The organism is Daejeonella sp. (assembly GCF_049655485.1).
Taxonomy (GTDB): Bacteria; Bacteroidota; Bacteroidia; order Sphingobacteriales; family Sphingobacteriaceae; genus Daejeonella.
In genome coordinates this window covers 1-7,082 of sequence record NZ_JBASJU010000045.1, presented here as the reverse complement: position 1 = coordinate 7,082, position 7,082 = coordinate 1, and the positions used below count along the sequence as shown (strand labels likewise).

The 7,082-nt window shown below is 40.4% G+C and carries 6 protein-coding genes; 5 read left to right on the top strand and 1 reads right to left on the bottom strand.

The genetic code is table 11. The features are described 5' to 3' along the window. From WBJ10_RS02095 to WBJ10_RS02085, 3 genes are all read left to right on the top strand, one after another. The coding region (locus WBJ10_RS02095; protein WP_424287894.1) for a S41 family peptidase at positions 1-2,136 on the top strand (2,136 nt) is incomplete at its 5' end. Positions 2,137-2,394: 258 nt separating this feature from the next. Next, positions 2,395-2,802 (top strand): hypothetical protein, encoded by a 408-nt coding sequence (locus tag WBJ10_RS02090; protein WP_424287893.1) that lies wholly within the window; start codon positions 2,395-2,397, stop codon positions 2,800-2,802. Continuing rightward, complete coding sequence (locus WBJ10_RS02085; RefSeq protein WP_424287892.1) at positions 2,799-3,275, top strand: hypothetical protein; 477 nt, start codon at positions 2,799-2,801, stop codon at positions 3,273-3,275. Before WBJ10_RS02090 ends, WBJ10_RS02085 begins: the two co-directional genes overlap by 4 nt. A gap of 177 nt (positions 3,276-3,452) precedes the next feature. On the opposite strand, the gene WBJ10_RS02080 is transcribed toward WBJ10_RS02085, so the two are convergent. Then, positions 3,453-5,861 carry a zinc-dependent metalloprotease gene (locus tag WBJ10_RS02080; protein WP_424287891.1) on the bottom strand — a complete coding sequence of 803 codons (2,409 nt, stop codon included), beginning with the start codon at positions 5,859-5,861 and terminating at the stop codon, positions 3,453-3,455. Positions 5,862-6,040: 179 nt separating this feature from the next. Here WBJ10_RS02080 and WBJ10_RS02075 point away from each other — a divergent pair, with 179 nt between their 5' ends. Then, a complete protein-coding gene (locus WBJ10_RS02075) occupies positions 6,041-6,427 on the top strand; it encodes a VOC family protein (protein WP_424287890.1) in 387 nt (128 codons plus the stop codon). 149 nt (positions 6,428-6,576) lie between these two features. Next, positions 6,577-6,933 (top strand): cupin domain-containing protein, encoded by a 357-nt coding sequence (locus WBJ10_RS02070; protein ID WP_424287889.1) that lies wholly within the window; start codon positions 6,577-6,579, stop codon positions 6,931-6,933. Positions 6,934-7,082 lie beyond the last annotated feature (149 nt).

Here is a 7,082-nt window from a genome sequence, read left to right as displayed (position 1 = left end):
GCATCAGGCGAATATGAATTACATATAAAAAACCAGGAGGGCAATGCCCCGCCTCAAATTATTAAACTTAACGGCTCAGGTTTTTATGCTTACATCCATTGGTCGCCCGATAGTAAGAAAATAGCTTTCGTAGATAATGGCCGCCGTTTATATGTAACAGATATTGCTTCAGGTAAAACGACAAAAATTGCCGAAGATTTAAATTTTGTTCCAGGAGTTTTTAGAGAGCTTTTTGGGAGTTGGTCTTCAGATGCCAACCATATAGCCTATACCATAATAACCGAAACAAATTTTCAACAGGCCTTTGTTTATTCGCTAGCTGAAAATAAATCTTATGCGCTTACAGATGCCTTGTCTAATGTAACTGAGCCAACCTTTGATCCATCTGGAAAATATATTTACATGCTTGCCAGTACAGATGCAGGCCCGGTTTTAAATTGGTTTGATCAATCCAGCAATGATATGGAAGCCACAAACTCAATTTATTTGGTAACCCTGCAAAAGCAAGTGATTTCGCCGTTTGCGAAAGAGAATGAAATAGAGCAAATAACTGGAGATGTTATAGACAAAGCGCCATACAAAGCAGATTCTATTAGTACCAAATTAAAAATTGATTGGGATGGAATTCAAAATAGAATTGTTCCATTTCCTTTAGCAAAGGGACGATACCGCTCATTATCAGTTGTCAAGGAAGGTGAATTATTTTATCTGGCCGCCGCTCCGCATGATGCAGGCCCCTCAAATCTTCATTTGTATTCTTTTAAAAAGAGGAAAGAAGAAGTAATTATGCCTGCTGACGGTTACATTATTGCAGCAAAAGGTGAAAAAACATTATTCCTGGTAAAAGGTAAATGGGGGGTTAGTTCAACCGGACAAAAACCTACTCCAGAATCTATGATTAACACCAGCGCCATACAGGTAAAAATATCTCCAAAACAAGAGTGGAACAATATTTTTAATGAAGCCTGGAGGGTAAACAGAGATTTCTTTTACGATGCAAAAATGCATGGGGTCGATTGGCTTGCAATGAAGAGAAAGTATGAAGCCTTACTCCCTGATGTATCCAGTACTAACGATCTATATCGGGTAATGCAATGGATGTTTAGTGAACTTTCTGTAGGGCATCATCGCTTTGATGCAAGTGGCGACAGACGTTCAAACCTTGATCTTGTACCAGGCGGATTGCTAGGTGCAGATTATGAAATTAAAAATAACCGCTATCAGATTAAGAAAATTTATGGAGGTTTAAACTGGACGCCAGACTTACGTTCTCCCTTAACAGAGCCGGGTGTAGATGTTCAGGCAGGGGACTATATTTTAAAAGTCAACGGTGCAGAAGCTACCATTGATAAAAACTTTTATAGCTATTTTGAAAATACTGCCGAGAAGATTGTAACATTAACTGTTGCCTCGTCTGCAGATGGAACCAACACCCGAACCGTAAAAGTAGTGCCTTTAGCAAACGAAGTTGCTTTGCGAAACAGGGATTGGGTGGAAGGAAATATAAAGAAAGTAAGTGAGGCCACCAATGGGCAGGTTGCTTATGTTTATGTACCTAATACGGGTACCGGGGGACATGAATATTTTAAGCGTTATTTCTTTCCACAGGTTAATAAAGCAGGAATCATCATTGATGAAAGGTTTAATGGTGGTGGTCAGTTAGCTGATTATTACATTGATTTATTAAAACGCCCTGTTCAATCTTACTGGAGATACCGCTACGGTAAAGATCAGAAAGCCCCAAATGCTTCTATTCAAGGCCCAAAAGTAATGCTGATTGATGAAACTGCAGGATCAGGCGGAGATTATCTTCCTTATCTGTTTCGTCAGGCAAAATTGGGGACCATTGTTGGCAAAACTACCTGGGGTGGTTTAGTTGGTGTACTTGGTTATCCTGAGTTTATAGATGGAGGAGTAGTTACAGCGCCTAACTTAGCCTTTTTTGATGAAAATGGATTCGGGATTGAAAACGTAGGCACTCCACCAGACATAGAAGTAGAACAATGGCCGGTAGATGTGATTAAGGGTAGAGATCCGCAGTTGGAAAAAGCTATACAAATCGCACTTGACGAATTAAAAAAGAATCCGGTTAAAAAAGCACCAGCGCCAGTTGCTCCTGACAAATCGAGGAAGTAGTCCAGCCATGACCACAACGGAAGCCGGCGGCCTTGAAAAGACACTACCTCCAATAAGTCATGAGGAATTAAAAAAAGCCTTTATTACGTCGATTGAAGAGCGGGCGGTTATTCCGGGGTAGGGGGGTGAAGTCGGAGGTCGGAGATTTGAGGTCTGAGGTTTGAAGTTAAAGAGGTAAGAAGTCTGAAGTCATCGGGAAAATTTGACTGAATTGACTAATATTTACACTATATTTGTTATTATTGCATAATGCAAGGAATGAATCAAAACAGACGTGTAGTAGTGGTTTCTTGGAAAAGTAAACCTTATAATACTATTGAGGTTTTTTCGAGCCTTAAAAACTTTTGTATTAGCTATCCGAAGTATAATTATAATACGCTTAGTAACTACCTCAGCAAGGCGAAAATTCCTTATGAAACAGATGAGCTGCGCGTGGAGCGTAAAGATGTGTTTTTGCAACCTAAAATTCAGTTGCGTAAAATAATGCCAATAGTCAGGAAAGTAGCTATGAAGGAAGCAAATGATTATGCACATGACTTGAATTATTGGATGGGAAAGACACCTGCCGAGCGTTTATCGGGACTCACTCTGCTTGTCAGGCAGTCCATTAAAAAGGGCCAAAGGCTGGATAAAACTCATATAGTCAGAAGGGCATTAAACTCATGATCTTAGAAAAGGACTTCGAAGATTTTGTGAAATTGCTGAACATTCATAATGTGGCCTATATGGTAGTAGGCGGCTATGCACTTGCGCTTCATGGTAAACCAAGACATACCGGAGATTTGGATATCTGGATTGATATTTCTGAGGACAATGCAGGCAAACTGGTAATGGTTCTTCACGAATTTGGTATGGGATCGCTGGGATTGGCAAAGGAAGATTTTCTTAAGCCTGCTTTTATGAGTCAAATTGGTTATCCGCCATTGCGTATAGATATATTAAATAGTATCGACGGTATTTCCTTTAGTAAGGCCTCAATAGGAATGCAGAAAATACATCTGGAAGGTGATCTTGTCCTTAATTATATTGGCCTGGATGACTTTCTTGTTAACAAGCAGGCCTCGGGAAGAAAGCAAGACCTTGCAGACATTAGAGAAATTAAGAAACTGCAGGTCGATCAGCGAAAGCGAGGAAAGTAGAGTGGATATTTTAATGCCTGGCCCGCCGCTTCAACACTCCTCCGGCCGCTTCTTTAATCAGGCTGGTAAACACAAAAGCCTTTGGGTCGACTTCGCTAACCGTATTTATGCTAAAAGCCGTAGTGGTTTCTGCTTGACTTTGCGGATCGCTTAATAATGCCGAATTACCTGTATAATTTATTCAATATCACATCCAATTGGAGCACCAGGAGGCATAACTGCCGCAACTAATGGTTTTGCTTCATAACGCTTCTCGATTCTTTCTAAAGTCATTAGTAAATAACCTTTGTTTGAGCCGGATGATTTAAGGCCGTTCGCAGCATGAGTTTTTATATCGTCTATAGCTTTCATTACCGAAGCCTTCGTTGCAAACGATGCCTCATCGGTTACGTATAGGCGCATCAGATAAGTAAGAAGTAATTGCTCGTTTTGCTGCAATATCAGGCCTTCCGTACCTTGTAATCTTGCAGCCTTCCATGTATTAGATAACAAGAGACCGATCATTTCATCCACTCCTAATCCACTATTCTCTGCTTGGTACTGGTGCATACGGTTTAATCGGGCAGGATTAAATAGAAAAGACAAAGGGAAATCAGCTGCTGCTTCAGCCGCTGCCAGCGGATCAAAAGCAAGTCCTGTTCTCCTTTTAAATAATTCCCTTGTGTAGTTATATCCTGCCGGACGTGGCGGAATTAATTTTACTATACTTTCGGGTAAGGCCAATGTTTTTGGACTTATACAATCTATCAAAGCTTGCAAGGATTTTAACTGTTCCTGTTTTGGAATCGGCTGTGTCACTATCTGTCCGTCCCCTTTTAAAGCATAGGTGTAGTTCATCCCTCCAACCTGCTTTGCAACCGCTTCAACCTGGTAACGATGAAAAAGGTAAACAGGCACCAATACATCTTCGAGCATAGCCATTGGTACATCTTTGCGAATATTGTTTATGCCAAACTGGGAAAGCGCCTTTTGACGAACCTTCATGATATCTTTTAAAGCACTTACCGGATCTTTGCCCACATCCCACAAATGTGCTGTGGGATGCAAGCCTGCAGGGTCGCGGGCATCGCGGTCTGCAATAAAAGTTAAGCCCTTGTTTGCAGCTTTGGTAAGTATAGTATTCAATGCAGATGCTTCGTTTGTTCCCTGAGGAAACTCCCTGTAACCGAAATCAATACTCACTTTGTCCCAATCGCCAATCTCGTTGGTATAAGCTTCGTTTAAATCTATCTCACCATTACTGTTTATGATTACAGCCGGCGAAGGATAATCCATCACGCTTGCTCTGCCTTGTGTACTTGATATATAGTTGTGCATCAGGCCTAGCGTGTGGCCAATTTCATGCGCTGCCAGCTGTTTAAGGCGCTGCAAAGCCATCTTCAACATCTTGTCATCTGCGGGAACCCCATTTTCAAATGGAGCCAGCAAGCCTTGCGCTATTAAATAATCCTGACGAACACGTAAGGAGCCTAATGTGACATGTCCTTTGATTATTTCACCTGTTCGGGGATCACTTACTGAAGCTCCGTATGACCAGCCTCTTGTAGACCTATGCACCCAATTGATAACGTTGTAACGGACGTCCATGGGATCCGCATCTTCAGGTAATATTTCAACCTGGAATGCATTTTTATACCCTGCGGCTTCAAATGCCTGGTTCCACCATCTTGCTCCCTCCAGCAATGCACTTCGAATGGGTTCGGGCGTACCGTTATCTAAATAATAAATGATAGGCTTTACGGCTTCGCTTACTACTGCGGCAGGATCTTTTTTCTCCAGACGATGACGCTCAATGAACTGTTTCTCTACAGGTTCTGAAACCGGAGTGCTATAATCGAAATACGATATCGCATTGTATCCTGAACGAGCATCAAACTTTCTCGGTTTGTAATTATTATCCGGTAATTGAACAAATGAATGATGAATCCGTAAGGTAATTGCATCGGCAGAAGGAGCAACAGAGGAAACATAATTTCCTGAAGGGATATCTTTAGTCACAAACGTTATTGAGGCTTCAATTTCTGTATTCAGAGGAAAGTTCTTTGTTTGAGGCAAATAAATTACAGATCGGGTGCCGTCAATAGAATAATTGCCTTGTCTTGACTGGGCAAGGCGATTTGTCACCTGCATTGCATCTCGCATTAAAAATGCTGTTGCATCGACCAGCACACTTCCATTGCCTTCAGCTTCTACAGTAAAACCCCATAAAGTAGATTGAGCAAATGATTGTTCAACCGCTCTTCTTTCTGCTGCATTATCTGTTATGGCTCTATAAGCGTAATTAGGTTGAACCATTAATATTTTGTTTCCTGTCCGTGTAAATTTGATGAGGGATGTAGTCCCAAGCAGGCCGCGGTCTAAACCAATATCGTTAGAACCTAATCCGGCAGGTAATGAAGTTTGATATAAGATTTCCGAATTCAGCTTGTTAATTTCGAGGTAAACTTTACCGGAGTGTTCATCCCAATAAAAATTAAGGAAACCTGCGTACGCCTTCAGGTTTTTTGTTTTGTCAGCAATTGAAGGTATGTTTTGTGTTTTTGCCAGAAAGGGGAGCAAAAGGAATAACACTATTAATTTTTTCATTATTACGATTTGTGGGATTAAATTTAAAAATTCCGATGGATTGATTTTAATGAAAACCAAATATCTTTTGCTTCTCCTGAATTGTTATCTCATTTAAAGCTTTATCGTTACACAGAATATTTTTCATGTGCAAATTAAGGATAAAGCCTTAATTTGCACATGAAAATTTTATCCCAGTAATGAGCATCAAGTTTAAACGTATAAACCATTTCCACATTTGTATACCACCTGAAAAACTAGAAGACGCCAGGAATTTTTACAGGGACATTATCGGATTAGACCTGATCAAACGCCCGAACCATGTTTTTGATTCACCGGGCTACTGGTTCAACATTGGTGACGCACAGCTTCATCTCGGCGTTGAAGAAGCATCGCCGTATACCGATAGACATACAGCTCTTGAGGTAAGCGATATTAAATCGGCAAGGAAACATCTGGAAACTAATGGAATTAAAATTTCGCCGCAACATAAAGTACCTGGCTGGGAGCGTTTTTCTTTTCTCGATCCTTTTGGAAATCGAATGGAGTTAATTCAAATCAACGAAAGCATATCAGATGCATCATGATATATTTATAAATTGACAATCACTAATGATGCCGGGATCTTCATTTGTTGTATCAAGAAATAACGGGATTGGTGTAGGGATAAATGAAGATAAATAACAACCGTTATACCAGTATGTCAAGTATTTTAATTATTATATAAAGAAACATTATGGAAAAAATAAAATGGAGCAATATCGCTGTTGAGCAGGTAGCCCCAAAAATGAAAAGACAATTCATACATGGAGAAAAAGTTATGATTGCAAAGATGGAGTTCGAGGATGGGTTTATTGTCCCCTGGCATTCACACGACAATGAACAAATAACTGAAGTGCAGGAAGGCGTACTTCGCTTTTGGTTTGATGATGATGAAGATAATTCTGTCGATATATTGCCTGGAGAATCAATAGTAATTCCTGGTAATCGCAGGCACAAAGCTTTAATGATTGGAAAGGTTAGAGAAACCGACATCTTTGCGCCCCCGCGTCAGGATTGGATTGATGGCTCCGATAATTATCTGAGAAAATAGTTGGTAAAAATGTATACAGAAATATAAATTTTTAAGATGGATTTAGGAATTCAAAACAGAGTTGCCTTAGTATTAGCATCGAGCAAAGGCCTGGGTAAGGCTGTTGCAATTGAATTGGCAAAAGAAGGTGCCAAAGTAATTATTTGCGG